The sequence below is a fragment of the Acetomicrobium sp. UBA5826 genome (genome assembly GCF_002433005.1).
Lineage (GTDB): Bacteria > Synergistota > Synergistia > Synergistales > Acetomicrobiaceae > Acetomicrobium.
In genome coordinates, this window is sequence record NZ_DJHF01000012.1 from 59,775 (window position 1) to 84,855 (window position 25,081).

The 25,081-nt window shown below is 41.3% G+C and carries 26 protein-coding genes; 19 read left to right on the forward strand and 7 right to left on the reverse strand.

The genetic code is table 11. The features are described from left to right. Positions 1-9: 9 nt before the first annotated feature. Positions 10-729, forward strand: coding sequence for a class I SAM-dependent methyltransferase (locus B3N34_RS03195; RefSeq protein WP_286974888.1), 720 nt, complete (start codon positions 10-12; stop codon positions 727-729). Positions 730-836: 107 nt separating this feature from the next. Here the strand turns inward: B3N34_RS03195 and B3N34_RS03200 are convergent, their stop codons facing one another. From B3N34_RS03200 to B3N34_RS03225, 6 genes are all read right to left on the reverse strand, one after another. Further along, the gene (locus tag B3N34_RS03200; protein ID WP_286974890.1) at positions 837-1,277 is read right to left on the reverse strand and encodes an MOSC domain-containing protein; all 441 of its coding nucleotides are present in this window, start codon (positions 1,275-1,277) and stop codon (positions 837-839) included. Next, positions 1,262-1,675 carry a Fe-S cluster assembly scaffold protein NifU gene (gene nifU, locus B3N34_RS03205; protein ID WP_286974892.1) on the reverse strand — a complete coding sequence of 138 codons (414 nt, stop codon included), beginning with the start codon at positions 1,673-1,675 and terminating at the stop codon, positions 1,262-1,264. The genes B3N34_RS03200 and nifU overlap by 16 nt, the downstream gene beginning before the upstream one ends. 6 nt (positions 1,676-1,681) lie before the next feature. Continuing rightward, positions 1,682-2,851 carry a cysteine desulfurase NifS gene (nifS, locus tag B3N34_RS03210; RefSeq protein ID WP_286974894.1) on the reverse strand — a complete coding sequence of 390 codons (1,170 nt, stop codon included), beginning with the start codon at positions 2,849-2,851 and terminating at the stop codon, positions 1,682-1,684. 667 nt (positions 2,852-3,518) lie between these two features. Then, positions 3,519-3,806, reverse strand: a complete 288-nt coding sequence (locus B3N34_RS03215; protein ID WP_286974896.1) for a hypothetical protein — start codon at positions 3,804-3,806, stop codon at positions 3,519-3,521. 154 nt (positions 3,807-3,960) lie between these two features. Further along, entirely contained in the window at positions 3,961-4,551 is a 591-nt protein-coding gene (locus tag B3N34_RS03220; protein WP_286974898.1) for a hypothetical protein, read from the reverse strand. Next, positions 4,499-4,828 (reverse strand): hypothetical protein, encoded by a 330-nt coding sequence (locus B3N34_RS03225; protein ID WP_286974900.1) that lies wholly within the window; start codon positions 4,826-4,828, stop codon positions 4,499-4,501. The genes B3N34_RS03220 and B3N34_RS03225 overlap by 53 nt, the downstream gene beginning before the upstream one ends. Before the next feature lie 195 nt (positions 4,829-5,023). Here B3N34_RS03225 and B3N34_RS03230 point away from each other — a divergent pair, with 195 nt between their 5' ends. The 18 genes from B3N34_RS03230 to B3N34_RS03315 all read left to right on the forward strand — a co-directional run bounded on the left by B3N34_RS03230 (position 5,024) and on the right by B3N34_RS03315 (position 24,423). After that, positions 5,024-5,788 (forward strand): FadR/GntR family transcriptional regulator, encoded by a 765-nt coding sequence (locus B3N34_RS03230; protein ID WP_286974902.1) that lies wholly within the window; start codon positions 5,024-5,026, stop codon positions 5,786-5,788. A gap of 56 nt (positions 5,789-5,844) precedes the next feature. Then, entirely contained in the window at positions 5,845-6,633 is a 789-nt protein-coding gene (locus B3N34_RS03235; RefSeq protein ID WP_286974904.1) for a nitrilase-related carbon-nitrogen hydrolase, read from the forward strand. Between the two features lie 107 nt (positions 6,634-6,740). After that, entirely contained in the window at positions 6,741-7,445 is a 705-nt protein-coding gene (locus B3N34_RS03240; protein ID WP_286974906.1) for a DUF2848 family protein, read from the forward strand. Between the two features lie 90 nt (positions 7,446-7,535). Beyond that, complete coding sequence (locus tag B3N34_RS03245) at positions 7,536-8,276, forward strand: hypothetical protein (RefSeq protein ID WP_286974907.1); 741 nt, start codon at positions 7,536-7,538, stop codon at positions 8,274-8,276. Positions 8,277-8,303: 27 nt separating this feature from the next. Beyond that, a complete protein-coding gene (locus tag B3N34_RS03250) occupies positions 8,304-9,506 on the forward strand; it encodes a Coenzyme F420 hydrogenase/dehydrogenase, beta subunit C-terminal domain (protein ID WP_286974909.1) in 1,203 nt (400 codons plus the stop codon). Between the two features lie 53 nt (positions 9,507-9,559). Beyond that, positions 9,560-11,899, forward strand: coding sequence for a xanthine dehydrogenase family protein molybdopterin-binding subunit (locus B3N34_RS03255; protein ID WP_286974911.1), 2,340 nt, complete (start codon positions 9,560-9,562; stop codon positions 11,897-11,899). Positions 11,900-11,903: 4 nt separating this feature from the next. Next, on the forward strand, positions 11,904-12,386 hold the full coding sequence (locus tag B3N34_RS03260) for a (2Fe-2S)-binding protein (RefSeq protein WP_286974912.1): 483 nt from the start codon (positions 11,904-11,906) through the stop codon (positions 12,384-12,386). Between the two features lie 78 nt (positions 12,387-12,464). Next, entirely contained in the window at positions 12,465-13,349 is an 885-nt protein-coding gene (locus tag B3N34_RS03265; RefSeq protein ID WP_286974914.1) for an FAD binding domain-containing protein, read from the forward strand. A gap of 60 nt (positions 13,350-13,409) precedes the next feature. Then, on the forward strand, positions 13,410-14,402 hold the full coding sequence (locus B3N34_RS03270; protein ID WP_286974916.1) for a TAXI family TRAP transporter solute-binding subunit: 993 nt from the start codon (positions 13,410-13,412) through the stop codon (positions 14,400-14,402). A 299-nt stretch (positions 14,403-14,701) separates the two neighbouring features. Beyond that, the gene (locus B3N34_RS03275; protein WP_286974917.1) at positions 14,702-15,613 is read left to right on the forward strand and encodes a hypothetical protein; all 912 of its coding nucleotides are present in this window, start codon (positions 14,702-14,704) and stop codon (positions 15,611-15,613) included. Between the two features lie 158 nt (positions 15,614-15,771). Continuing rightward, the gene (locus B3N34_RS03280; RefSeq protein ID WP_286974919.1) at positions 15,772-17,724 is read left to right on the forward strand and encodes a TRAP transporter permease; all 1,953 of its coding nucleotides are present in this window, start codon (positions 15,772-15,774) and stop codon (positions 17,722-17,724) included. A 156-nt stretch (positions 17,725-17,880) separates the two neighbouring features. Next, positions 17,881-18,732, forward strand: coding sequence for a fumarate hydratase (locus tag B3N34_RS03285; protein ID WP_286974920.1), 852 nt, complete (start codon positions 17,881-17,883; stop codon positions 18,730-18,732). Between the two features lie 23 nt (positions 18,733-18,755). Continuing rightward, positions 18,756-19,316 carry a Fe-S-containing hydro-lyase gene (locus tag B3N34_RS03290; protein WP_286974922.1) on the forward strand — a complete coding sequence of 187 codons (561 nt, stop codon included), beginning with the start codon at positions 18,756-18,758 and terminating at the stop codon, positions 19,314-19,316. Positions 19,317-19,398: 82 nt separating this feature from the next. Further along, on the forward strand, positions 19,399-20,733 hold the full coding sequence (locus tag B3N34_RS03295) for an NAD(P)-dependent malic enzyme (RefSeq protein ID WP_286974924.1): 1,335 nt from the start codon (positions 19,399-19,401) through the stop codon (positions 20,731-20,733). 70 nt (positions 20,734-20,803) lie between these two features. Beyond that, a complete protein-coding gene (locus B3N34_RS03300; protein ID WP_286974925.1) occupies positions 20,804-21,814 on the forward strand; it encodes a TAXI family TRAP transporter solute-binding subunit in 1,011 nt (336 codons plus the stop codon). A 164-nt stretch (positions 21,815-21,978) separates the two neighbouring features. Then, positions 21,979-23,868 carry a TRAP transporter permease gene (locus B3N34_RS03305; protein ID WP_286974926.1) on the forward strand — a complete coding sequence of 630 codons (1,890 nt, stop codon included), beginning with the start codon at positions 21,979-21,981 and terminating at the stop codon, positions 23,866-23,868. 250 nt (positions 23,869-24,118) lie between these two features. Continuing rightward, positions 24,119-24,352, forward strand: coding sequence for a hypothetical protein (locus B3N34_RS03310; RefSeq protein ID WP_286974928.1), 234 nt, complete (start codon positions 24,119-24,121; stop codon positions 24,350-24,352). Next, positions 24,313-24,423, forward strand: coding sequence for a hypothetical protein (locus tag B3N34_RS03315; protein WP_286974930.1), 111 nt, complete (start codon positions 24,313-24,315; stop codon positions 24,421-24,423). Before B3N34_RS03310 ends, B3N34_RS03315 begins: the two co-directional genes overlap by 40 nt. Positions 24,424-24,582: 159 nt before the next feature. Here the strand turns inward: B3N34_RS03315 and B3N34_RS03320 are convergent. Further along, positions 24,583-25,081: ATP-binding protein (locus tag B3N34_RS03320; RefSeq protein ID WP_286974932.1), on the reverse strand; the 499-nt coding region annotated here is incomplete at its 5' end.

The following is a 25,081-nucleotide window of genomic DNA, read 5'->3' on the forward strand; positions in this document are numbered from 1 at the left end:
GAGAAGGTTTTGGCGGAGATTTTTGACGACAAAATGGCAGATACCTACGATGACTGGTACAAGACTCCTAAAGGCATGCTGGTGGATAAAATTGAAAAGGCAGTAATATACGAATTTTTAAAACCCGAATCAGGCATGGAAATTTTGGACATAGGTTGCGGTACCGGGAATCTGTCTTTGGAACTGGCCAAATTGGGGGCAAGGGTCACCGGCATAGATATCTCTGAGGCGATGCTTGTTAAGGCGCGAGAGAAGGCAGCGAGGGAAAATCTCTGTATAAACTTTTGCTGTGCCGACGCAAACGATCTGCCTTTCGAGGATGAAACTTTCGATGCAGCTGTTTCTCTTTCGGCTTTGGAATTCGCCTCTGATTTAAAGAAAACCTTATTAGAGATTTATCGTGTGCTGAAACCGGGCGGCCGCATGGTAATCGGCCTCATTGGAGGAGGAAGCGCCTGGAGCAGATATTACGAGAAAAAGGCCAAGAAAGATCCTGAAAGCGTCTTTAGACATGCCCACTTTCGAACGCTGGATGAGCTTATTGCTGCCATGCCTGGGGAAAACGTTCAGGGCAAGGCGGTTTTGTTCGTTCCGCCTGATTTTAATTTTGAGGATAGGGAAAAAGCATTGGAGCTCGAAGGGGAAGCGCAAAAACAGGGAAGGAAGGACGGCGGATTTATATGTGCCCTTTCCTACAAACCCTTCCTTAAAGTAAGTATAAATTTATAGGCTGGCTTGAATGTCGATATGATTTTAGACCTTCAAGGGAAAATAAAAAAACAAACAGCAGGCCTCACTCTAGGCCTGCTGTTTGTTTTATAACGCTATTTCTAAAGTTATTTCTTGACCTTTTTTACGACATCGCCTTTCTTGACACGGCCACCCTTAATGACGGCGCAGAAGATTCCCTTTTTGGGCATTATGCAGTCTCCGGTTATTTTGAAAATTTCGCATTTGCTATGGCATTCCTTTCCTATCTGCGTGACCTCGAGCAGGGTTTCGCCGACGCTTATCCTGTCTCCGATTGACAGGCTGTCCATATCGAGGCCTTTCACCGTTATGTTTTCCGCAAAACTGCCCGGACCCAAATTTGGCATCTTTTCCCGCATCTTCTCTATATCTTCCAGGGCAAGTAAGCTCACCTGTCTGTGCATGAAACCGGCATGAGCATCGCCTTCAAGGCCCATTCCTTCGACGAGAGTGGCTTGGCCTACATCTTCCTTGACGGTGCCCTTTTTCTTTGAAAGGCAAACCGCCCACACTATGCCTTCGCACATTGCCTTGTTTCGCTCGCTTCCCTTTTAGTTTTGCCCTTTTTCGCCAGATAGTCGTCTACAGCTGCCTTAATGCCTTCTTCGGCAAGCAATGAACAGTGGACTTTTTGCGGCGGAAGTCCGCCAAGCGCTTCGGCAACGTCTTTGTTAGATACCTTCAAAGCTTCCTCTATCGTTTTGCCCTTAACAAGCTCAGTAACCATGGAGCTCGTTGCAATGGCCGCCGCGCATCCGAAGGTCTCAAATTTCACGTCTACTATGCGGTCGTCTTCAATCTTCAGATAGATCTTCATAACGTCTCCGCAGATGGGATTTCCCACCTCTCCTATGCCGTCGGCGTCTTCAATTCTTCCGACGTTTTTAGGATTCATGAAAAGTTGCATTAACTTTTCCGTATACATTACATATTACCCCCTTTTGCCGTAAGGGGACATGGCCCTTAACGACTCTACTACTTTTGGCAAATTTTCCAATACGTAATCTATGTCTTCCTCGCTTGTGTCCTTCCCAAGGGTAAGCCTCAAAGAACCGTGGGCTATCTCATGAGGTAACCCTATGGCTAGCAAGACATGGCTTGGCTCAAGGCTGCCCGATGTGCAGGCCGAACCGCTGCTTGCCCCGATCCCCAGGGCATCCAGACGCAAAAGCAAGGATTCTCCCTCAATGTAACGGAAACAGAAGCTCGCGTGGAAGGGCAGGCGCTCCGTTCTGTGGCCTGTGAGCATCGCATCTTCAATTTTCTCCAAGATTCCGTCTATCAGGCGATCGCGCAAATTTCTTTCCTTTTCCGTCTCTTCCTTGGCAAGCCTGTCTGAGGCTAAAGCAGCAGCCTTGCCGAACCCGACTATTCCGGCCGTATTTTCAGTGCCCGAGCGCAATCCCCTCTCTTGGCCTCCTCCGTGAATCAGAGGAACGATTTTAACTCCCTTTTTGATATATAAGGCCCCGACTCCTTTCGGACCGTACATCTTATGTGCCGCCATGGTCATCAAATCTATTGGAAGTTTTTTGACGTCTATGGAGATGTGTCCCGCTGCTTGAACTGCGTCTGTATGAAACAGCACGCCCTGCTCGCGGCATATGTTCCCCAACTGTTCGATTGGTTGGACCGTTCCTATCTCGTTGTTTGCAAAGTGAATAGTAACCAGTATAGTGTCGGGCCGAATAGCTTTTCTCAACTCCTCGGGCCGTATTGTGCCGTATTCGTCTACGGGAAGGATGGTGATGTCGAAGCCCTCTTTTTCGAGCCATTTGCATGTGTCTAAGACGGCGTGATGTTCTATCGCCGAGGTTATTATGTGGCGCCCCTTGTCCTTTTTCGCGAAGGCAACGCCCTTTATGGCTATATTATCGGCTTCGCTGCCTCCACCAGTAAATATGATCTCAGAGGGTTCGGCATTGATCAGCCGGGAAACTTCGTCTCTTGCTTGGTCGACCGCCTGCCTTGCCTTTCTTCCCCAGGCATGAAGGCTGTTTGGATTTCCGAAGTCCATGGAGAAGAAGGGCAGCATCGCCTCCAGGACTTTTTGGTCCACGGGCGTCGTTGCTGAGTGATCTAGATATACAAAACGATTCATAGTTTGCATCGCCTCTCTTTATTAGATAAGCCTAACTTCATTAAAAATTTACCCTTTATCAGGGATATTGTCAAGCAGTTCCGTGTTCCATATCAAAATACCATAAAAAATCTTCGAGAACATCCTATCAGTACAATATAAAGCTTTTATTTGTACGATATATTTGTTGGGAGAATGGCTATCACTTTTGATATTCCTAACTAAGCGAGCTTGACTTCAGTGGATACAACAGCTTATGAGGAGGAACCTGTAATTTCATAAGGCGAGGATAGATCATACAAAAAGTTAATCCTTCCCAATTGCTTAAACAAGTAAATATAACGTTGTTGCCGAGATAGCAACTATGCCAGCTTCTACAGTCATTTACTCTCAAGTGACTAATAATCGAGTAGGCTAAATGGTGATTGATATCCTTTCATTACTTATAAGGACTGCAGCCAGATGTACGGTGCATTTTGCAGAAGGTGAGAGCGCTTGTCTAGATAGGTTGAAGGTGGACTTGTGCATTGAAAAAGATCTGCAATAGGATCATGAACTGGCGGAAGTATCTTGATCATGTATGGGAAGGCTTGTAAGGGAGATAATTGTCTTGAGCATTCAACTAGAATATTTTTGCAAAATTTTTAAAATAAATTTTTTCTTTAGCTGTCAACGGACAGGGAAAATGTCATCCCTCCTTCGCTGCCGTTGTAACTGGGTGAATCTGTTCCCTTGGGTTTGGCTTGTTGCCGTACCACCTCCTCCATGGATGGTCAGGAGCGGGTATTACAGGGGTTTTCTCTTTCGCGTCCTTTTCAGTCTTCTTTGCAGTATCCTTCAAGGAGTCTTTTGGTACGTCAAGTTGATAGATCTTTCCGTCGGGTAGAGCGACGTCGGATCCATCCAAAAGGGTCAGGACCTCGATGGCGGACCCCCGCTTGAGGAGTTTCTGTCGGTGCTTTTCATCCAGGAGCATGAGCTTCTTTCCCTTCCAGGAGATGGTGGAGTCTCCCGAGGCCTTGCGGAACGCCCTTTTGCAGAGGATCTAGGGTAGGTCGTCGGGGGGAGGAGCTAGCAGGAAAGCTGATTCCTTCCTTTCCGGCTTCACGGCGAAGCCTTCGTTGTGCTTGTCAGGATATGTGGCAAGAAAAGCATTGGCCTCCTCGATGGAAGTGATGCCCGTCAGGCAGATGTCGACGACGAGCCGGTGCTGCAGGGTACCCCAGAGGCGTTCCACCCGCCCTTTCGCCTGTGCTGAAAGATACCTTCAGCGGCTGGGTGTTCAGGATATCCAGGGCTTTCCCGAATTGTGTGAGAGCGATAGTGTAGCCCTTGAGTTCCTCTTTGGCGGAAAGCTTCCCTGATTTGGGAGAGAAAAAGATCGTATGGGCATCGGAGTATAAAATCCCCGGGACGCCGTATTTTCGTATCATGCGGTCCAGGACGTGGAAATAGCCGAAGAGGCATTCCGTAGGTTTTAGCCACAGGGCGAGGATCTTCCCCGTTGCGTCGTCGATGGCGCCGTGCAGGGAGAGCATGGAGCCGTTACAGAGCCAGTCGAAGAACGAGGCGTCGATCTGGATTGTCTTTCCAAACCGCTTCTTCCTCTCCCTGCGGCGGTGCTTCTTAGGCCCTTTGTGGGTGAAAGGGTTTTTGATCCCCCTTCTTTTAAGAATCCGAGTAATCGTCTTTGCCGAAAGGTGAAAGCCCTTTTTCCTCAAGAAGCAATTCCGACATATGGCTTGAGCTTGCTCCTTTCCACTGAGTCATTGCTTGTTGGGCGACAAAGTCCCGAATATGTTCCGCCACGTAGTTCGGCGGCTTGCCGCCGGTATTGCCGTGTATCAGTGACTCAACTCCCACTTCCCTGAACCGGGACTTGGCCCGCTGTGTCTGTCTGATGGACAGGTTCAGATATGATGCCGCCTCTCGGTTCGATATCCTTCCCTCACAGAGGCGTTCCAAAACAACCAGCTTCCGCGCTTGTTTCAAAGACATTTTGAGGTCACCCGCATTCTTCTTCATGTTCAGTATTATGACTCATAGGGGTGACATTTTCCTTGTCCCCTTAAAGGGTGACATTATCGCTGTCCGGTCACAATAAATTTTTTCTTTAGCTTGACTAATAAAAAAACATATGTTAGGATATATTACAGTTGGACTACCGTGGTATACCAATCATGAGGTGTCATTATGATTACAAGAAAAGAATTGGCCATTTGTATTTACAATCAAATAAAGGAAGGCAAATTAGGTCAAAGTGGCAAATTACCCAGTGAACGCGAATTAGCTTCTTTTTTTAATGTCACACGACCACTTATCAGAGAAGCCCTTGCCGTACTTGAGGCATTAGGGATAATTGAGGTTCGCGATCGCCAAGGTATCTTTATAAAAGAAAAATCATGGAGTGAAATAACTCTTCCCCTCTCCTTTCTTGCTGACTGGCCTTTAGACGTCCTCCCTCAAGTATTCGAAGCAAGGATGATACTTGAGCCTAAAGCAGCTGCGATAGCTGCAAAAAGGCGAACCGACTCTGATGTCGAAAAACTTCAAGTTACTCTTGTTGAAATGGAAAGGCTTTTCAAGGAAGATGTCCCAGAAAAGGCATCGCTTGGCGAGAAATGGAATTCTATCTTTCATGCTCTGGTAGTGGCAGCCACTCGTAACGATGTCTTATGTAGATTGCACGAAGGCATAATACGTTTATACGAACGGAATGCAACCTCCTTTCCTAAGGAAAACGTTCCAATGCCCTTCGAAAAGTGGCCAAAAGAAATTTGGATTGAACATACTAATATAGCTAATGCGATCACAGATGGCAATTCAAAAGAGGCGGAAGAATGGGCGTATAAGCATATTAATAATACACAAGTGCGCATTTATCATTTTACTCAATCTCTGGGACTTCAAATATTTCTACCGCTGAATAATCATTACATGGGAATGGATTTAATATAATAGTAGGTAATATAGATTAATAACTGAAAAAATAAGATAGGTGGGAGGAGAGAAAAATGATGATCAAAGTGGCGTCGATTCAGTATTGGTTTTCTGATAATAAGACTAAAAGTGAAAGGATAACAGAGGTAGAAGGTCTTATTGATCAGGCGAAGGATGCTGATTTAATTCTTCTGCCTGAAGTGTGGAACATTGGCTGGCGTTGTTTTGAACAATATCAAGAAGAGAGCGAATCTTTAAATGGAGAAACCATTAGTCGGATTGCTCAAAAGGCTAAGCAAGTCAAAGCTTATATTTTGGCAGGAACCATTATTGAAAGAGATGGAGACAATTTATATAACACAGCCGTGTTTATTGATCCTAAGGGGGAAGTTATTGGGAAGTATAGAAAAATACATTTAGTTACCCGAAAGGGTTCGGAAGAATATAAATATGTTAAACCGGGCAATGAGATTGTTGCGGTTAACACGGACTTTGGCGTTGTTGGCTTTGGTATTTGTTATGACTTGCGTTTTCCTGAGCTTTATCGCAAAATGGCTGTCCAAAAAGGAGTCGAGATCTTCTTACAACCTGCTGCTTGGACGTTAGTAAGGGTGGAAAACTGGATGGATATGAATTGTGTTCGTGCAAACGAAAACCTATGCTACTTAGTCTCTTGTAATTGTGCTGGCATAAATCGTGGTGCTCAATATTTAGGTCACAGTACTATTGTGGATCCTCATGGCATAGCGATAGCAACTTCTGGCATATTTGGCGGGATCGTCAAAGCTGAGATTGATATGAATGATGTTAGAAAAGTTCGTGAAGAGGAAGGCCATCTTAGAAAGATAGTTTTGCCGATCTAATTAATAGTAGGAAATTAATGAGTTAAGGATAGGATATGTTATTTACTGAATTAGTATTTAATATTTTTTTAATATAAATTATAAATATTAAGGAGGGAAATAAAATAATGCCCGAACAATTAGAGCTAGTGATAGATAGTAAGCAGGAGAAGATTGTAACATTTGAAGTGAAAAAAATGGTTAACATGGGAAGAACCTCTCGAGATCCCAAAGATATTATTAAGCATTTAGAAGAATTAAAAGCTGAAGGAATTACTGTCAGCTCTGATATTCCAAGTTATAATCCTAAAATTAAGGACAGAATTACTACTAGTAATGTAATAGAAGTTTTGCCTAACAGTAAAAGTTCTGGTGAAGTTGAATACGTCCTTTTATTTATTAATAATAATGATTTTTATGTTACTATAGGTAGTGATCATACCGATAGAGAATTAGAGAAATATAACGTAGTGCTTTCCAAACAAATCTATCCTAACGTTATTTCTAAAAAAGTGTGGATATATGAAGATGTCAAAGATCATTGGGATGAACTTGTTATGAAAGCTTGGGTCAAAGAAAAAGGAGTTGCAAAATTGTATCAAGAAGGAAAATTGAATACAATACTTAGACCTGAAGAATTAATTAAGAAAGCAAGGGAAAGGGTACTTGGGGATCTCACGGGGGCTGTCATTTTTTCTGGTACCTTCCCGATTATTGGGGGCAAATTGAATTATGAACCTTATTTTAAAGTAGAATTAATTGATAATATCAAACATAAAACACTTGCACATGAGTATATCTTGGAACCGATTAATTGGTTTGTAACAAAATAAAAATAGCAGAGCGGTTTATTGCTTGTTGTTTTATTAAATAAGTTGTATTGAAGAGTATTAAATAAAGAAGAAATAAAGGAGGCAATGGTTATGTCAAAACCAGTTACTAATTTTGTTGACACAGAGGTTATGCCATATAGTCCTATCAAAAATGCTCCAGGACAGTATGAGAAGATATTGGCAAAGGATCCCGATACTGGTGCATATACCAGGTTGATTTTAAGTCAACCGGATCTTGATGAAGCTATTCGTGCTTATGATTCGCCATCTAATAAGATGCTAATACATGAAGATGAATGGGAAGAAGTCTATTCGTTTTTTGGTACCCTCATTGATACACGTTTAAATCGTACTTTTAAAGAAGGCTATTTTGCTTGTCGGCCACCGAGGATGAAACATGGTCCGTTTTTCCATCCTACTGGTGCTGTAAGTTATGAGGTTAAAACACCTGAACATTTATGGAATAAGCCAGAATTGGAATTTTTTGATACTGAAGTACTACCTTGGAAACCTGTAAAAGGGTTTGAAGGGATATATGAAAAGATTTTGTGTAGTGATACCAAAAGTGGAGGATTTACTAGATTAGTACTTTTTCAGCCAGATCTTAACGAGTGTATTCAAAACTATGCTAATCCCCAAAATAAAATTTTTGTTTACGAGAAAATGTGGGTTGAGATAATGATTTTAAAGGGAATAGTTATTGAACCCGGAATAAATAAAACTTACAAGAGAGGTTACTATGGTTGTTTTGCTCCAGGAACAAAACGAGGTCCGTATTTTTATCCCAATGGAGCTATATGGTTAGAAACCGTTTACGCACCTCTTTCATAGGTTAGCATCATTAGGGGGGGAGCTTCTATGCATGAAACAATAGGATTCCAAGGTTTGAAAGAAGATGTAGTTAATGCTGGACTATGTACAGGATGTGGAACTTGTGCAGGAGTGTGTCCTTTAAATGCTATATCGATGGATTATGAAGCAGATGAACCTGAGCCAATTTTAACTGGTAAGTGTAGTAACTGTGGTGCTTGTTATGATGTTTGCCCTGGAAAACATATACCATTGCCTCAAATGGATAAACAATTCCTGGGAAAAGAACGTGACTTTGAAAATGATCATATTGGCATATATCGTTATTGTGGTAGGGGTTATTCCAAGGACAATGACATTAGGGGTATGACCAGCAGCGGAGGAATGATTTCTTCTTTATTAATATGTGCGTTAGAAGAAAAACTAATTGATGCTGTTCTTCTTGCGGGTTGGCGAGATGATAAGCCTTGGCGTTGTAAACCTTTTATAGCTACAAATGCCAAGGAGGTATTAAAGGCACTGAGGACGGGCATGATGGTCGTGCCTAATAATGCGCTTTTGTATGATGCAGTCAAGAAAGGTTATAAAAATATTGGGATAGTAGGCTGTCCATGTCATGTTCACGGCATTAGGAAATTACAGCTAAGCGAAAAGACTAAAAAGATTGCTAATTCAGTTAAACTCGTATTAGGTTTATTCTGTGCTGCAACATATTATTGGGAAGGTACAAAACACCTTCTGCAGGAATTTGGCAAAATCGAGGATATCCAAACCATTAAAGCTATGGATTATAGAGGTGGAAAATGGCCAGGAGGTCTTGAAGTGCTTACTACTGATGACAAGATACGCTATGTGGCAAGTAAGCATGATTATACATGGCATCTTTTTGGGCCAACCAGCTATAAGAGAGATCGTTGTTTGGTTTGCGTTGACTTTTCATCGGAAGTGGCTGACGTCTCCTGCGGCGATATCTTTCAGGATATTGGATATAAAGACAAGCGTTGGGTTGCAACTGTAGTTAGAACTAAAGCAGGTGAAGAATTAGTCAAAATTGCCAAGGAGAAAGGTTACATTTACATAGAAGATCATGACCCCCGATTAATACCAGCAAGCGGTATGGGTTGGGAATCGAAAAAGCATGCTGGCGTATACAGACTTCTTCAACGTAAGAAATATAATTGGCCAGTTCCCGATTACGGATACGAATTATCAGAGAATCCCTTAATGAGAGATATAGAATTTCCTAAGTAAGGTAATGTAGGCATGATTTTGTTTTGATTTGATGCTTGGATGGAGGATTATTAATGCAAACAAGAGAGGAAAAGATCATTTCCGGTAAAGGGATATATGTTGATGATATTGTTATGCCAAATATGGCTTATTGTTTATTTGTAGGAAGTGCGTATGCGCATGCTAATATAAAGAAGATTGACTTACAGCAAGCTTTATCGTTACCGGGTATTATCACCATTTTAACAGGTAAAGAGATTTTGGAAGCGATGAACCCCTTGCCTCCGACATTTGGATCCTCAGATTGGCTTTGGAGAACACCAATTGTCTATCCACTTGTTTTGGATAAAGCGAGATTTTATGGAGAACCAATTGCAGCAGTAATAGCCGAGTCCCCGGATATAGCCTCAGATGCTGCTAACCTGATAGACATCGAATATGATCCTTTAGAACCAGTTGTGGATTTAACTAAGGCTATAGAGCCTGCTAGTCCGTTATTGTATGAGGAGTGGGGTGACAATATCCAGATTCATAAGAAAGTTGAATTTGGAGATGTCCAACGGTCATTTGAAGAAGCTGATCGCATACTTAAGGTGAGTTGGCGTGAGAATAGAGCCTCAGGCTTTCCTATTGAGGCAAGAGGGTGTGTGGCGTTCTACGATAAAATGACAGAAATATTAAATGTGTGGAGTTCTACACAATCTCCTTCACGAGCACAATATTATTTAGCTCAAGCGTTGAAATTACCGATGACAAGAGTGAAAATAACAATGGCAGATGTGGGTGGGGGATTTGGCAATAAGTTAAATTGGTGGAAAGAAACAGTAGTAGCTTTAGCTGCAATACTTATAGGCAGACCTGTTAAATGGGTTGAAAGTAAGAGAGAATTTATTGTTACTGGTCCTCATCAGAGAGATGTTCTTTGGAAAGGCGAGGTAGCTATAAAGAATGACGGTACGATATTGGGGATTAGAGCTAAATTGCTGGTAGATTTAGGAGTTGAAAGCACTTGTCGAGAGGGTGCAGCGCGTACTTTGGCTCCCGCTTGTCAAGCAATACCTAATGCATATCATCTCAAAGGATTAGAGGTGGATGTTTACGGTGTAGTCACCAATAAATCTTTTTATGGAGCTTATAGGGGTTTCGGAAAAGACAAAGGGATTAAGTTTATGGAAAGAATTGTTCAAATGACTGCAAGAGAGCTCCATATGGATCCTGTCCAAATAAGGAAAAAGAACCTCATTCAAAAGGAGGAATTTCCTTATGAACAAATAACGGGTTATGTTTATGATAGTGGAAATTACGAAGCTTTACTAGAGAAAGCGTTGGAATTAGGTAATCTACCTTATTGGGAGAAAGAAAAGCAGAAGAGAAGAGAGCAAGATCGTTATTTAGGCGTAGGCATTGGCATTACCGTAGAGCCAGCTGGACTAGGAACTAGTACGAATGCTTTGACTATGGCCAGAGTGCGGATGACACCGGATGGTCTTATTGAAGTAGAAGCCGGGCAACCAGATATAGGGCAAGGTTCTACTATTACTAGAAGAAAGATCGCAGCAGATATCTTAGGTGTCAAAATGGATCACATTGAGGTAAAAAGGGACAACTCTGATATGGTGTTTACCGCAGTATTTTCTAGTAGAGGAGCAGTCTATCCCACTAGTGCTTTGGCTAAAGCTGCTAAACTATTACGGCAAAGAATAATAAGTTTCGCAGCGGATTTTTTAAATGAATCTCCGTCAAACCTGGATATTAAAGAAAGCGTAGTTTATTCAAAGACATCACATAAAGAAATAACCTTCAAGGAACTAGCAAGGAAAGCATATTTCTCCCCAGGTCCAATAGGGTTAGGAACTGAGAAAAAAATAAACCATGAAGTGGTTCTGGATGTTTCTGCTACTTGGTTTAGTCCAAATACTGCTCGACATCCGAAGAGCACTTATACTACTTTCTGTGCAGGAGTTGATTTAGTTGTTTTGGAGATAGACAAACATACTGGACAGGTAAATATTTTAAAATATGTTCATGTACATGATGCAGGTACTGTTATAGATGAAAATATCGTCGATGGACAAATCTATGGCGGCATAATGCAAGGTATAGGAGAAGCCCTATACGAAGAACTAGTGTATAACCAAAAAGGAGAACTTCTAAGTAATTCCTATTCGGATTATCTTATACCTACTACGCTGGATTCACCAAATGTTATTGTCGAGCATTTATGTACTCCTTCTCCTTTCACTGAGTTAGGAACTAAGGGAATGGGTGAAGCTCCTATAATAGGAAGTAAAGTAGCTGTCATTAATGCAATTGAAGATGCACTATCTCCATTGGGGATTGTGGTAACCGAATCACCCGCAACTCCAGAGAGGATAAGGGGATGGATTTTAGAAAGCAAAGAGGAGGTTGAGTGAGGTGATGCAAGTTCCAATTAATACAAGGATCAATCAGCGTTCGTATGAATTAGAAGTAGATGCGAGAACGACGCTTTTGGATCTGCTTCGAGAGAAATTAGACCTTAAGAGTGTCCATAGAGGTTGCGAGGAAGGAGAATGTGGAGCATGTACTGTACTGCTTAATGGAAAACCTGTGTGTTCCTGTCTTGTCCTTTCTCCCCAAATCAATGGAGCAGAAGTGCTTACTGTAGAAGGGTTAATGAAAGATGGTAATATGCATCCTCTTATGAAAGCCTTTGTGGAAAATTACGCCATGCAATGTGGGTATTGTACCCCAGGAATGGTAATGACGTCATATTATTTGATAAATACATGGGACGATTTCACGGAAGAAGACATCCGCAAAGGACTTGAGGGTAATTTGTGTCGTTGTACAGGATACACTAATATAATAAGGGCAATACGTGAAGCTAAGAAATATAAAGATGCTGGTTACTGGTGGTGACTTTAAGTTTATTAGCATTTTTTTAGAGAATTTATTATTTCCAATCATTAGATAATTTGAAATAGGAGGATGTACACATTGAGGAACTTTATAGGCTCAAGAAGTATATCTAAAATTAGCTATTTTTGCCCAAAAAGCTTAACTGAAGCTCTAGATTTTCTAGACAATTGCAAAGAAAATGTTAAAATATTAGCCGGAGGGACTGATGTCATTCCTGCCGTCAGATCAGGTAAATTACTATTAATAGATAATATAAATATTCTTGATATAAAATCAATAGATGAGCTCAAACATATTGTTTTTGAAGAAGAAGGACTAAGAATAGGTGCAACAGTTACGCTTTCGGAGGTTATTGAGTCTGAGATTGTTAAGAACAATTGTCCCTTACTAAAAAAAGCAATTGACCAGATAGGTTCCATGCAGATAAGAAATTGGGCCACAATAGGAGGAAATATATGTAATGCATCCCCTGCTGCAGATTCTGCGGTATCTCTTTTGGCATTAGACGCGTCTTTGCGATTGCAAAGCAAAGGAAAAAGTAGACTCGTGCCAATTAATGAGTTTTTTGTGGGGCCAGGTAAAACAAAATTGAAATCGGATGAGCTTCTGACTGAAATTATCATTCCTAAACGCAATGGGAATTCAACATTTATTAAGCTAGGTAGGAGAAACGCTTTCACGCTCTCGTTAATTTCAATTGCTGTATTTGTTCAAATGAAGGATAACGTTATAAGCGATATTAAAATTGCTTTAGGAGCTGTGGCGCCAACGCCTATAAGGGCGCAAAATACTGAAAAAATACTTATAGGGGGAAAAATTACAGAGGAAAATTTAAAAACTGCTGTTCAAACTATTAAAGAGGAAATAAATCCAATAAACGATGTAAGAGCTTCCTCGGAGTATAGAAGGGACATGTCCGGCGAATTGCTTAGAAAGGCATTGATAAATCTATTTGGAATTTAGCTTGTTAGTATACAATATGGCCCGTAAATGTCAAGAGTGCGGTGAAAAGGAGGGATTAAAGTGCAATTGAGTAGTAAGTGTTTAAGGTTATTAAAAATTACCATCATTGCATTGGCTCTTTGTGTGTTTATAAATTCGATGGCTATTGCTCAAGCTACTAAAACGACACCACATCTAAGGTTCATTGGAGCTTCTCCTGGAGGTACATATTACATTGTTCTGGGTGGTATTGGCGAGTGCGTTACTAGGAGTCTTCCTGGATGGCAGTGCACGGTCGAACCTGGATCGAGCCTCTCAGATGTAGTCAGAATAGCAAAAGGAGATGGAGATTTAGCTCTAGTGCAAGGTAACTTAGTGTTAGATCAGATTAAAAAAGGAGGAGATTCAAGCAAACTTGCCGCATTAGGCGCAATGGGGATGAGCGCAGCTCAATTTATAGTGCTTTCAAAAACAGGGTTAACTTCCTTTGACGAGTTTATTCAAAAAAAGCCCAAGCTCCGTATTTCGTGGGGACCCCCGTCTGAAACACATTATATTGCTGCACAGCGCTTGTTTGGAGAGTACGGCTTAAAGATTGAAGATTTTCAAAAATGGGGAGGCAAGACTCTCTATAAGGAAATGAGTGATGCAGCTGACATGATAGCAAGCGGTGGTGCAGATGGTTGTTTTCTTGTAGCCCTTGTTCCTACTGCTCCTATTTCAGAGCTTTCACTTAATCATGATTTGACTTTATTGTCCATGAATGACGAGGTAGTGAACAATCTTGTTAAAAAATATAATTATATAAAAGTCGAAATTCCTCCAGGTACATATAATTTTGTGAAAAAGCCAATTACTACTTTTGGGGCAAAGTCTGTGATGCTTGTGAGTTCTGATATGCCTGAGGAAGTAGCTTATAACGTGACTATGGCGATTGTAGAAAATCTCGATTACCTGAAGAGTTTACACGCTATGCTTAAAGATATAGATGTAAAATCTCTTGCAGAAACTGGAGGTGTGCCTTTACATCCAGGAGCAAAAAGGGCATATGAGGAAGCGGGGGTAACTTTTTAGTATAGAAGTAGTTGTTAGTTTTTACGGGCCATATTGTGTTGAATAAATTTCTAAAATGATATAGGTATTGATTGTTTCCTTTTGAGATGTAAATGTTTAGTTTTTCCGTGGTTCAAGATTGAAGCATTGTCAATGAATTAAATGATAAATAAGCTTTGATTACAATTTAATGTAATTTTATTATGCTACACTGAAATCATGAAAGGAGCTGATTGTAATAATGTAGGTTGGATCGTCGTGTTTTTACTGTTATGAATTGCTAAAATAATCTTATGTTGATGAAAAGGAGGAAGTAAAGAATGTTTGATAAGACTAGAGCTTTTGTTAAGAAATTAGGTTTGCCGGAAGGAGATTTGTACAGTCTGCCAACATCAACAAAGAAATTCCCGGATGGGGCACATTATCGCCTCGAGGTCCCCACTGTTAACACAGCAGAGGCCATGAAAGCATTAATGGAAGAAGCTACCAGACTTGGCATAACTATTAACAGAGTAGATGAGACATACGGATGTTTTCGTCATACCTTAGCAGAGCTAAAGGAATATGTAGCTATTGCAAAGGAATATAAGGTAGAGTTGAATTTATCAGTTGGCCCTAGAGCAACTTATGATACAAGCGCCACAAGGTTGAGCGAACAAGGTGTCAGAATAAGCTATCGCCTTAGGGGCATGGAACAGGTTGTAAGGGCAGTCGAAGACGTAAAGCGAATAGCCGAGGTTGGAGGACGAGGAGTTCTGGTTTATGATGAAGGCCTTCTTTGGGTATTGAACGAAATGCGCAAAGCGGGGGAACTCCCCAAAAACATGCATTTCAAACTTTCTGGGCATGTAGGCCATGGTAATCCCGCTAGCTTCAAGATGTTGCAGGATTTGGGAGCGGATTCAATAAATCCAGTTAGGGATTTGACGTTGCCCATGATCGCCGCATTGAGGGCAACAGTCGATGTACCGTTGGATGTTCATACCGACAACCCTCCGGGATCAGGTGGATTTATACGTGTATATGAAGCTCCAGAAATGGTACGCATAGGGGCGCCGATTCATCTTAAAACCGGCAATTCTGTAGTTGCAGGACATGGTCAACTTACGACAGCGCAAAACGGCAGAGATATGGCAAGACAGGCTGCAATTGTCAAGGAAATGTTGGAGAGATATTACCCAGAGGCTATCCAGAGCAAGGCGGGAACTCCGGATATGGCTCTCCCAGAGTAAATTCTATAAAGACCCCCTTCTGTATTGTAGGGTTAATTTATTATATAGAAGGGGGTAAGATAATATGGTTGGTTGACGAAGCATATAAATAATTATGTTAATTTTAAATGATAAACGATGTAGACATGATAAAAACGATACAATTGAGGAGAATGAGCATGGCTACAACAGGTGAGAAAAAAAAGATTAGAAAAACTGTAAAAAGAAAGTTATCCAGTCGATTTAATAAGATTTTAACAGCGTATACTGTGTCAGGTGCTTTATTTCATATTTATTGTATTGTTTATTCATTTCCGGAGACAATATGGTATTATTGCTTCCATTTTTGCTTTTTCATGATACTAATTTATGCCCTATATACGAATAAAGATGATGATTATTCTCAAACGCATATCAATATGGCTGATATTGTTCGTATAGGTCTAGTTTTCGCTGTATTTATATATATGTCTTTAAGTTATAAACGGCTGATCTTTAGGATGATTTATTATGATGAAGTGCCATTAGTTGATATACTTTTTGGAATATTATTTGTTTATCTCATATTAGATGCAGTTTACAGGATTGCCGGCAAGACATTGATGGTTATGGCCTGCATTCTAATACTGTATGCTTATTTTGGTTACTTAATTCCGGGTAAATTTCATATTCCTCACATATCTATCCCTAGAATTGTTGAACAATTAACAATGTATACCGATGGGATTTTTGGCCTGCCAGCTTCAATTTCAGCAACGTACATAATCATGTTTACTATATATGGGTCTTTCTTAACTGCTTCAAAGGGTGGAGACTTTATGATTGAATTTGCTAAAGCTGTCGTAGGTACCACAATAGGAGGAATTGCAAAGATAGCTGTTATATGTAGCGCGTTATTCGGAACAATTTCAGGAAGTCCTATTGCTAGCGTATGCGTCGTTGGAGGATTTACTATGCCAGCGATGAAAAAATCAGGATTTAGTTCGGAAATGGCTGCTGCCATTCAAGCAATTGCCTCTACAGGAGGCGTTATTACTCCTCCAGTTATGGGAGCAGTAGCTTTTCTAGCGGCTGAAATGTTAGGAATTAATTATTTATCGTTTTGTGTTTATGCAGCTATACCAGCATTTCTCTATTATTTTGGATTATATATTTATATTCACTTAACAGCAATAAAAGAAGGACTAAAGGGCATGCCTAAGGAAGAAGTACCTAAGATTACATTGCAATTGTTTAAAAAAGGTGCTTCTTTTATGGTTTCCATGTTTGTAATAGTTTACCTTATGGTTAAAGGCTGGTCACCAACCTTTGCTTGCTTTGGTGCGATTATAAGTGTTATAGCTGTTTCTTTATTAGTTAAGGAAAACAGATTTGGGATAAAGACTTTAATTAAGGCGATAGATTCAGACATACGGTCTTCCATTTCTACCGTTATAATTATGGCATGTACCGGAATTGTAGTTGGGATGCTAAATAAAACTGGGTTAGGTATTAAAATAGGCTCTACAATTTTTTCTATAGGAGGCCAAAGTATATTTTTATCCTTATTGTTAGCGATGTGCGTTTGTATTGTTCTTGGCATGGGCATGAATATTACACCTGCATATCTGATTACTGTTGTAGTAGCTGCATCTCCTTTAATTCAATTAGGTTTATCGCCAATTGCTGTTCACTTATTTGTAATTTATTTCGCGGCTCTAGCAGGCGTTACACCCCCAGTTGCAGTTACTAGTTTTACTGCCGCTGGAATGGCTGGAGCAGACTCCATGAAGTCAGGTTATCTTGGCGTAAAATTAGGCCTAGCAGCTTACATTGCTCCTTTCTTGTTTACTTATAATACCGCTCTAATATTAAATGGGACCTTATTTCAATGTGCGGTATCCATCTTTTTAGCCTTGTTATCTGTTTTTAGCTTGGTAGCATCAATAGTAGGAATATGGAAAGTAACATTAAAAACGTTATTTAGGGTTCTTTTGTTCGGCGGGGGACTTCTTACATTGCCTTATAGTTTGTCCTATACAAGAATTGCAATAGGAATTGCGCTTATAATAATAGTATATTTGTGGGCAAGGAAGGCGTCTAAGAATATAAAAATTGAAGATAAGGGTGCAAACGAAGTTCTTTCAAGGTAGCTAAAAAATGATTAAGCTTAAGATATATTTATATGACTATTGTAACTATTAGTTTATCATGATTGAATAGCTGAGAGAATTAAATAGATTAAAATTTATAACAAATTCTTTAGGAGACTTGTTTTTAACTATTCGTAAGAAGGAGGAAATATGTAAATGGGTATCAGAGAAGTACATGTGGATGAAATAATACCTGTCGTTGAAAGACTTTGCATCGAATCCAATATAAAGCTTCCCAAAGATGTTAAAGATAATTTATGCCAAGCATTAGAGGAAGAGGAATCTCCTCTTGGAAAAGAAGTATTAAAAGATATCATTAAAAACACTGAGATTGCCGAAAGAAAAAACATCCCTATCTGTCAGGATACAGGTTTTGCCGTTGTCTTCTTAAAAGTTGGTCAAGATGTGCATGTCGTTGGGGGCAGCTTAAACGATGCCATAAACGAAGGCGTAAGGTGTGGATATACCAATGGATATCTTCGTAAATCTATGGTTGTAGACCCCTTTTTAAGCAGAAAGAATACAAATGATAACACGCCTGCCATAATTCATACGGAAATAGTACCAGGTGACAAAATAAATATAATATTTGCCCCTAAAGGCGGTGGTAGTGAAAACATGAGTGCATTGCGCATGTTAAAGCCTGCCGATGGAGTAGAAGGTATTAAGAGGTTCGTACTGGAGACGGTCGATAGAGCCGGATCCAATCCCTGTCCTCCGATAATCGTAGGAGTTGGGGTAGGCGGGACTATTGAAATTGCTACCCTCATTGCAAAAAAATCACTCCTTCGTCCCCTCGGGCAACATCATCCGCAACCAGAAATTGCTAATCTTGAGCGAGAGTTGCTTAAAGAGGTTAATAAACTTGGCATAGGACCTCAAGGGTTTGGGGGTCTTGTAACTGCCCTTGGCGTGAACATTGAAACCTATCCGACTCATATTGCATGTTTGCCAGTTGCCATAAATATCCAATGCCATGTGGCACGTCACTTAGAAGTAGAAATATAAGCTGAAAAGGAGGATATTCATATATGTCGAAGTTATTAACCACCCCTCTAACCACAGATGTTATAGAGAGTTTAAATTGTGGAGACAAGGTCTTATTAAACGGGATTATATATACTGGACGTGATGCTGCTCATAAGCGTTTATATGAAATTATTAAAAAGGGTGAGAAACTCCCCTTTAATTTGGAAGGGCAAATAATATACTATGTAGGCCCATGTCCAGCCAAACCTGGAACTGTTATAGGCTCTGCCGGTCCAACGACAAGCGGGCGTATGGATCCCTATACTCCTATTTTATTGCAGCATGGACTTAAAGGCATGATTGGTAAAGGGCTGCGTTCCCGTGAAGTTGTTGAGGCCATCGTTGAATATAAAGCAGTATACTTCGCTGCCATAGGTGGAGCGGGGGCACTTCTTGCCGATAGCATTAAAGAAGCGGAAGTTTTGGCCTTCCCTGACTTAGGTCCTGAAGCTATATATAAGTTAAGAGTTGAAAATTTTCCTGTAGTTGTAGTAATAGACAGCAAGGGAAACGATCTATATAAGATAGGTCGGGAGAGATTTAAGAAGATCGAATTAGCATAATCCAAGTATTAATTGTCAGTCTAGCTATGTATTAAATTTTTATAGTAATGAGAAATTATTTTCGAAAGGGGAAAAATTATAAATGGGACTCACTAAGGAAGAAATGCTAGAAAGGGCCAAAAAGCCTGCAGAGGAAGCTGTGAAGCTGCATCGTTTCTATAGGGGAAAAATGCAAACGGTACCGAAGTGTTGTATAAGGGATATCTCCGATTTCGCCATATGGTATACTCCAGGAGTTGCGGAACCATGCAAAGAAATAAACAAAAACCCCGAATTGGTTTATGAATTTACCAATAAGGCGAACATGATAGCAGTGGTTACCGACGGCACCAGGGTGTTGGGCCTTGGAGATATAGGACCCGAAGCTGGATTGCCCGTCATGGAAGGAAAGTGCATGCTCTTTAAGTATCTTGGTGGTGTGGATGCCGTGGCCATCTGCCTTGATACGAAGGACCCCGACAAATTTATAGAGACGGTCAAGAATTTAACTCCTGCCTTCGGAGGGATAAACCTTGAAGATATAGCTCAACCAAAGTGTTTTTACATACTTGACGAACTTAGAAAAGATTGCAAGATACCCGTATGGCACGACGATCAGCAGGGAACTGCTGCGGTTAACCTTGCCGGATTGTACAGTGGACTTAAGGTTACGGGCAAGAAGATCGAGGAGATCAAGGTTGGTTTCTTGGGTTGCGGCGCTGCCAACGTTGCAACGATAAGGGTTTTAATAAGCGCTGGTGTCGACCCAAAGAACATATTAATAGCAGACAGCAAAGGAGTAATTCATTCGGATAGACAAGATCTAGAGGGGGTTAAGTACGACGTTAAACTACATCTTGCACAGATCACAAACTCAGAGAAGGTAAGTGGACCTCAGGAGAAAATCTTTGAGGATGCGGATGTAGTATTTTGCTACACCAAACCAGGGCCTGATGTAGTGAAAAAGGAGTGGGTGGCGAAAATGGCCAAAGATGCCATGCTTTTTGCCTGTGCCAATCCAATTCCCGAGATATGGCCTTGGGAAGCCAAGGAGGCTGGTGCACGAATAGTGGCGACGGGAAGGTCCGACTTCCCTAACCAGATAAATAACTCGCTTATATTTCCAGCAGTTTTTAGGGGAACGCTCGATGTAAGGGCATCTGTAATTACTGATGAGATGTGTATTGCTGCTGCCAAGACGTTATCCGATTGTGCCGAAAAGATAGGTTTAAATGAAGATTGTTTAATCCCCACCATGGATCAAACGTGGGTGTATCCCGAGGTTGCTGCATCGGTCGGAGCAAAAGCTATCGAACAGGGCGTTGCAAAGTTAACAGCGACCCGAGATGAGCTGGTCAAGATGGCGGATGAAAGGATACATTTTGCTCAGGAGATGACCAAATTGCTCATGAAAGAGGGATTAATAAAGTCTATATAATTATATAATTTAGCTTAGCTTAGGTTGTACCTCTCTAGCCCATAATTAAAAAAAATCAGGGAGGGATTCTATGCGTGTTTTCATGAAGGTATCAATGGTGCTTGTTGTGCTCATGCTAACTATGGGCATGAGCAGTAATGGTGGAGAGGCGGCTGGCAAGGTTTTTATTCGTATACCAACCGCTAGTATGGGAGGATCTTTTTATCCTGCCGGTTCAGTTATTGCGAGTCTTATCAACGACAAGTTAGGTTGTGAAGGGATCATAGCATCAGCTCAAGAATCGGGTGGCTCTCCTGAGAATATTAACATGATGTCGAGAGGTGAGGCGGAAGCGGCAGTTCTTATAACTAGCGTTGTCGTTGATGCATGCTATGGTAGAGGAGCATTTAAGGATAGGCCATATAAAGATGTTCGAATGATAACGATATTGTGGCCAAACGTTGCTCAAATGGTCGTGACTGAAAAATCAGGCATTAAAACATTTCAAGATTTGAAGGGCCAGAGGATCTCTGTTGGTCAACTTGGAAGTGGTACTGAGCCTTGTACAATAGCTGCCTTGGCTGGTGCCGGGATGACCTATAAAGATATAATTCCAGAGTTTCTTGGTTTCTCCCAGTCTGTAGATGCTATAAGGGATGGTCGTATTGTGGCTGCGCAGCTTTCTGGGGGGATTCCTCATCCTTCAGTGCTTGAGTTATTTGCCAGCAAGGCGGGAGTCAGATTGCTCTCTATGTCTCAAGAGGAGATTAAGCGTGCCTGTGAGTTATATCCGGAGTTTACTGAGTTTACGATACCAGCTAATACATATCCTGGCCAGAATTATGATGTACACACTATTACTACTACAACTACTTTAGGCATCAGGAAAGATATCCCGGAAGAACTTGTATACAAAATTACCAAAACCATCTTTGAGAACCTTGACTATATTCACATGTCATATGATGCACTTAAGTATATGTCGCTCGAGCATGCTTTGAATGGTCTGGTTACTCCACTCCATCCCGGGGCACTACGTTACTTCAAGGAATGTGGCCTTGACATACCGGAGAAGTTAGTTCCACCAGAATGCAAGGAATAAAGACTTGCGCTGAACTACAAAAGCAAGCAAGACAATGCAAACACAAAAGGGGAGGTTCTGATTTTTTGGAATTGGGACCTCGCCATATAATTGGGACCTCTTATCATATCAAGGTAGGGTTTACTAAAAGCATAGTACGTACGTGAAATGAAGGGGGTATGAGGATGACAACTAATATTGCTGCCTCGAAAACCAAGTCAAACTTGATGCAGCAGTCAAGAGTAGCGGCTATATGTTCTGTGATTGCTGTGGCCTTTTCGTTGTTTGAGATATGGGCAAACAGTTTTTCATATCTTCCAACACTTAAAATTAATGCGATACATCTATCATTTCTGCTATTGTTATGTTTCTTGATGTATCCAATGAAGTGTGGAGCAACGCTATTTAGGATCATAGACTTGATCTTCGCTATTGTGAGTGTAGGATGCACTCTATATTTTTGCTTCTCATTTAATGCCCTTTATACTAGAGGTATGGTCCCTATTCCTCGGGACTACATAATTGCAGGTGTGGGACTTGTGCTTACACTCGAAGCATGTCGAAGGGCTGCAGGACTAATACTTCCGATATTATCAATCATGTTCCTGCTCTATGCTAGGTACGGACAGTACTTTCCAGGTATTTTAGCTCATGGTGGTTTTTCGTGGTCAAATATAATGTTCAAGATGTTCATGATAGATACAGGTGTTTTTGGTACTACGTTAACTATTTCTGCTACGTATCTTTTTTTGTTCGTGCTCTTTAGCGAACTTCTTGCAAAGACGGGGGTTGGCGAGTTTTTTAACAATTTCGCGTTAGCGCTATTGGGTCATAGAAGAGGTGGCCCAGCCCAAGTAGCAGTGGTATCATCTGCTTTAATGGGCACCCTAAGCGGTAGCTCCATAGCAAATGTTGCTACTTCTGGTAGTTTTACTATTCCTCTTATGAAAAGCATAGGATATTCCCCAGACTTCGCTGCTGGTGTGGAAGCTTTAGCATCAACTGGTGGTATGATCATGCCACCAGTGATGGGGGCAGCTGCATTTCTTATGGTTGGGTTTCTCGGGGTTCCATATGCTACAATCATGTATGCTGCTATAATACCTGCTATTCTTTACTATATATCTTTGTGGTTTGTGATCGAGATGGAAGCACAACGCTTGGGACTTAAAGGCCTGCCAAAAAATGATCTTCCCAGGCTCAGGCAAGTGCTTAAACAGGAAGGATACCTGATAGTTCCAGTAGTTGTAGTCGTTTATGGCATTGTTACAGGGATCACCGTGATAAAGGCAGCATTTGAAGGCATGATATCGTCTGTATTAATTAGCATTGTTGGTAGAGAGTCAAGGATGAATCTGGGTAGAAAGATTATTGACGCACTTGATAGTGGGGCACGTCGAATGGTTCCAATTGGTCTAGCTTGTGCTGTGGCAGGTATAATAGTTGGAGTTACAGGTATGACTGCATTAGGCTCTACGCTTGCCTATAACATAATAGAACTTTCGGGGGGTAGCGTATTACTCGCATTGGTGCTTATACTTTTCACCTCCTTGGTGGCAAGCATGGGTCTTCCTGCCACAGCCTGTTATGTAGTGGTAGCAACTGTTACTGCCCCAGCCCTGATACGTATGAACATCCCCCCTCTTGCAGCCCATTTTTTTGTCTTTTGGTATGGCTGCCTTTCTGGGATTACGCCTCCTGTGGCTTTGGCTTCATATACTGCGGCAGGAATTGCGGGTTCGATCCCAAATAAGACAGCCATAACTGCATTCCGTATGGCTGTACCGGGGTTTTTACTTCCATTTCTTATGGTGTATCGACCAGAGTTGCTGGGGATAGGCGTAACATTGCCAAAATTATTAACCTCCACGGGCATAGCCGTTGTGACATGTTTATCTACAGCATGCTGTACTCATGGCTACTTTGTGGGAAAACTCTCGCTTTGGGAAAGAGTTTTGATGGGGATTAGTAGCCTGATGCTTATAAAACCTGATGTATGGTCGTATTTCGGAGTGTTTATTATACTCGGTGTACTTCTATATCACTGGTATCATAGTAGTGCTAGTACAAATTGAGATTATTAGTGTGACAATGTAACGAGTCTATTAGTTGAGGCTGATGTTGTTTAAACATTTTTTTCTTAAGAGCCTGTTGTATAACTCATCCTCACACGATCTGGAAACAGAGATTCTCGGGATGGTTGCCCTTTTATCAAATTTGAGGAAAATCGCCAGGCTCTATAATCTTTAGTGTGGAAATTTGACACAAAAATATAATAGTGGTAAGAACTAACCAAACCCATCAAGAAAGGAGGCTCTTGTCACCATGGCCAAAGGCCATAAATATTGTATCAACAATTTGCTCAGGCTAGACGATCTAAAGGTAATAGAAGAAGTAAAGGAGGCAGATGAAGACGTCATTGTAATTATAAAGTTCAGCCAAGAAAGGAGAAGAAGAGCTTCTGTCCTCACTGCGGCTCAAAGTGTCTTTACAGACACGGCCATGCAAGACCAAGGAAGGTGCTGCATGCTTACGTTTGCGGTAAGAGGATATACCTAAAGATTCAGAGACTGCAGAGGTGGAAGTGCAGGAGGTGCGGTCGTACCTCCATCCAACAACTTGAGATATGAAGTTCAATAACTGAGCTCATTATAAATTTGTATGAGGTCTTCGTTCTGTTTCCATCCCTCATATGAAGTTCAATAACCGGCAAGAGACAAGTTGTCAACGCCGGCTTTAATTTGACCCATCTGTGCCGGTTTAAAAATGACCCCCACCCCAGCTTTTAACTAAACATTGGCTTGGGGGTTTTTATACAGCCCCGTCTTCGCCCTGTCCTTTAGGCGATAACTGTTTCCCCTGATGTTAATGATATGGGCATGATGTAATAGCCTGTCCAACACTGCTGTCGCCAACACTGAATCGCCCATCAGCTCTCCCCATTCCCCAAATCCCTTGTTGCTCGTAAGTATGATGCTCCCCTTTTCGTAACGTGCGCTTATAAGCTGGCAAAATAAGCTTGAACCAAGGCTGTCTAAAGGTAAGTATCCCACTTCATCCACGACGAGCAGTTTTGTAGAAGAATATACCTTCATCCGCCTCATTAAAGATTGATTTTCGTATGCCCTTTTTAGGTCTTCTACCATCCTCATAAGGGTGGTGAAGTATACCGAGATCCCACGAGAAAGAGCTTCCATGGAAAGGTCCATTTGGCCGTGGCCCTGGAGATAGAGGCTTGCAGGAAGGGACTGAAAGTTGGTTTCTACAGGAAAACTTCGAGGACGTAAA

What these genes read in the sequence shown, in the direction of transcription:
- B3N34_RS03305 (WP_286974926.1), top strand. Translation starts at nt 21,979, where the DNA reads ATGACAACTAATATTGCTGCCTCGAAAACCAAGTCAAACTTGATGCAG.
- B3N34_RS03215 (WP_286974896.1), bottom strand. Translation starts at nt 3,806, where the DNA reads ATGCTCCTGGATGAAAAGCACCGACAGAAACTCCTCAAGCGGGGGTCC.
- B3N34_RS03260 (WP_286974912.1), top strand. Translation starts at nt 11,904, where the DNA reads ATGCAAGTTCCAATTAATACAAGGATCAATCAGCGTTCGTATGAATTA.
- B3N34_RS03200 (WP_286974890.1), bottom strand. Translation starts at nt 1,277, where the DNA reads ATGTGCGAAGGCATAGTGTGGGCGGTTTGCCTTTCAAAGAAAAAGGGC.
- B3N34_RS03230 (WP_286974902.1), top strand. Translation starts at nt 5,024, where the DNA reads ATGATTACAAGAAAAGAATTGGCCATTTGTATTTACAATCAAATAAAG.
- B3N34_RS03285 (WP_286974920.1), top strand. Translation starts at nt 17,881, where the DNA reads ATGGGTATCAGAGAAGTACATGTGGATGAAATAATACCTGTCGTTGAA.
- B3N34_RS03280 (WP_286974919.1), top strand. Translation starts at nt 15,772, where the DNA reads ATGGCTACAACAGGTGAGAAAAAAAAGATTAGAAAAACTGTAAAAAGA.
- B3N34_RS03240 (WP_286974906.1), top strand. Translation starts at nt 6,741, where the DNA reads ATGCCCGAACAATTAGAGCTAGTGATAGATAGTAAGCAGGAGAAGATT.
- B3N34_RS03290 (WP_286974922.1), top strand. Translation starts at nt 18,756, where the DNA reads ATGTCGAAGTTATTAACCACCCCTCTAACCACAGATGTTATAGAGAGT.
- B3N34_RS03245 (WP_286974907.1), top strand. Translation starts at nt 7,536, where the DNA reads ATGTCAAAACCAGTTACTAATTTTGTTGACACAGAGGTTATGCCATAT.
- B3N34_RS03255 (WP_286974911.1), top strand. Translation starts at nt 9,560, where the DNA reads ATGCAAACAAGAGAGGAAAAGATCATTTCCGGTAAAGGGATATATGTT.
- B3N34_RS03235 (WP_286974904.1), top strand. Translation starts at nt 5,845, where the DNA reads ATGATGATCAAAGTGGCGTCGATTCAGTATTGGTTTTCTGATAATAAG.
- B3N34_RS03295 (WP_286974924.1), top strand. Translation starts at nt 19,399, where the DNA reads ATGGGACTCACTAAGGAAGAAATGCTAGAAAGGGCCAAAAAGCCTGCA.
- nifS (WP_286974894.1), bottom strand. Translation starts at nt 2,851, where the DNA reads ATGAATCGTTTTGTATATCTAGATCACTCAGCAACGACGCCCGTGGAC.
- nifU (WP_286974892.1), bottom strand. Translation starts at nt 1,675, where the DNA reads ATGTATACGGAAAAGTTAATGCAACTTTTCATGAATCCTAAAAACGTC.
- B3N34_RS03310 (WP_286974928.1), top strand. Translation starts at nt 24,119, where the DNA reads ATGGCCAAAGGCCATAAATATTGTATCAACAATTTGCTCAGGCTAGAC.
- B3N34_RS03275 (WP_286974917.1), top strand. Translation starts at nt 14,702, where the DNA reads ATGTTTGATAAGACTAGAGCTTTTGTTAAGAAATTAGGTTTGCCGGAA.
- B3N34_RS03225 (WP_286974900.1), bottom strand. Translation starts at nt 4,828, where the DNA reads ATGTCTTTGAAACAAGCGCGGAAGCTGGTTGTTTTGGAACGCCTCTGT.
- B3N34_RS03300 (WP_286974925.1), top strand. Translation starts at nt 20,804, where the DNA reads ATGCGTGTTTTCATGAAGGTATCAATGGTGCTTGTTGTGCTCATGCTA.
- B3N34_RS03250 (WP_286974909.1), top strand. Translation starts at nt 8,304, where the DNA reads ATGCATGAAACAATAGGATTCCAAGGTTTGAAAGAAGATGTAGTTAAT.